Source organism: Cupriavidus sp. 2TAF22 (assembly GCF_052115045.1).
Classification (GTDB): domain Bacteria; phylum Pseudomonadota; class Gammaproteobacteria; order Burkholderiales; family Burkholderiaceae; genus Cupriavidus.
In genome coordinates this window covers 1-1719 of the sequence record NZ_JBFRFX010000113.1, presented here as the reverse complement: position 1 = coordinate 1719, position 1719 = coordinate 1, and the positions used below count along the sequence as shown (strand labels likewise).

At 64.3% G+C, this 1719-nt stretch carries 2 protein-coding genes; both read right to left on the bottom strand.

Translation table 11 applies throughout. The annotated features are described in order from the left end of the window. Positions 1–1237 (bottom strand): efflux transporter outer membrane subunit (locus AB4Z48_RS40415; RefSeq protein WP_441624505.1); only part of this gene is annotated, 1237 nt, incomplete at its 3' end. After that, positions 1234–1719 (bottom strand): HlyD family efflux transporter periplasmic adaptor subunit (locus tag AB4Z48_RS40410; RefSeq protein ID WP_441624503.1); only part of this gene is annotated, 486 nt, incomplete at its 5' end. The genes AB4Z48_RS40410 and AB4Z48_RS40415, both read right to left, overlap by 4 nt.

The window sequence follows — 1719 nt, the reverse complement described above, 5'->3', positions numbered from 1 at the left end:
GGGTGCGTTTGTAGACGATCGCGGCTTCCTGTTGCTGCGCCTCGCGCAGATGCAGCATCCCCTTGAGCTTGCCGCCCTCGAAGATGGGAAGCGAGATCGACGGTCCGACGACAAACTGGCCCGATGCCCAGTTTGCGAGGTTCGAGAGCTGGAGACTCTGGAACCCGGCGCTGCCATTTAGCGTGATGCGCGGATAGAAGTCGGCCTTTGCCATGCCGATCGACGCCGTGGCCGCGTGCAGTTGCGCCTCCGCCCTCCTGATGTCCGGTCTGCGCTGCACCAGTTCCGAGGGGAAGCCGATGGGCACCTCCTTGGGGAGCTCCGGAATGTCACGCACCTCGCCGAGCGATTGCCGCAGCGCGCCCGGCTCCTCGGCCAGCAACAGTCCGATCGCATTGATGGTGGCCTCGCGACGCGACTCGAGCGTCGGAATCAGGCTTTCGATCGATGCTGCCTGCGCGGAAGCGTTGGCCACGTCCAGATCCGTCGTGACGCCTTCACGTGCGCGTACCTGCGTGAGCTTCGTGGTGTCACGGGCGATTTCAAGGTTCTGTACCGCGATCTGTAGCAGGGATTGCGTGTCGCGCAACTCGATATAGTCTCGCGCGAGTTCGGCGCGGGCAGACAAGAGGACCGCGTTCCGGTCCTCGTACGAGGCCGCCGTCAAAGCGGTCGCCGCTTCGACACCGCGTCGCACGCGGCCCCAGATGTCGACCTCCCATGACGCATCGAAGCCGAACTGGTACAGGTCGAACGCGGGCGAACCACTCGAACCCGGCAATGGCGCGACGCCGAGCGGCGAGTCGCCCGACGCCGATGGTGGCGGACTACCTGTCGGGCTGACCCCAAGCAGCGAGAGGATGCCGTTTGGACTTCCGCGTTCGCGATGATAGGAGGCGGCGCCGTCCAGTGTCGGATATTCGGCGGCGCCGGCCACCCGTTGTACTGCCCGGCTTTGCCGCAGCCGCGCCGACGCGGCTGCGACGTCCAGGTTGGCTTCGACCAGTTTCTCCTCGAGCGAGTTCAGCAGGGGATCGTTGAACAGTGTCCACCACTCTGAACTGAACTGGGATTCGACGGTCTTGCTCGATGCCTGCGCAGACTGGGCGCGGTCAAAGACGTCGGGTGCGGATGTCTTCGGACGTTCGAAATCCGGCCCTACGGCACAGCCCACCATCGCGAGGCACGCCAGTATCGCCAGCACCGACGCGCGGATAGGGAACTCACTCGCATTCATTTTCTGTCCGCTCCCTTGGCCAGCGTATCGCCACGGCGGCCAACGGCCACTTCCGCTTCGACAGAAAGCCCCACGCTCAATTCAGACGCGGCTTGCTGCCCGCGGTCGATGGTGATCTTGACAGGCACGCGCTGGACGACCTTCGTGAAGTTGCCCGTTGCGTTGTCAGGCGCAATCGGCGCGAAGCTCACTCCGGTCGCCGGGGCAAGGCTATCGATATGGCCTTGGATCACGACGCCAGGAAGGCTGTCCACCTTGATGCGCACGCTGTGGCCAGGTCGCATGTTGGTGATCTGGTTCTCCTGGAAGTTGGCGACGACATAGGCGTCGGCGATCGGGACAATCGCAAGAACCGGCGCGCCGGGCGTCACAAATGCGCCGACCCGCGCCGAGCGCCTGCCAACCTTGCCGTCCACCGGTGCATGGATTTCCGTATAGGACAGATTGAGATTCGCCAATTCCTGAGCCGCCTCGGCGCGCAT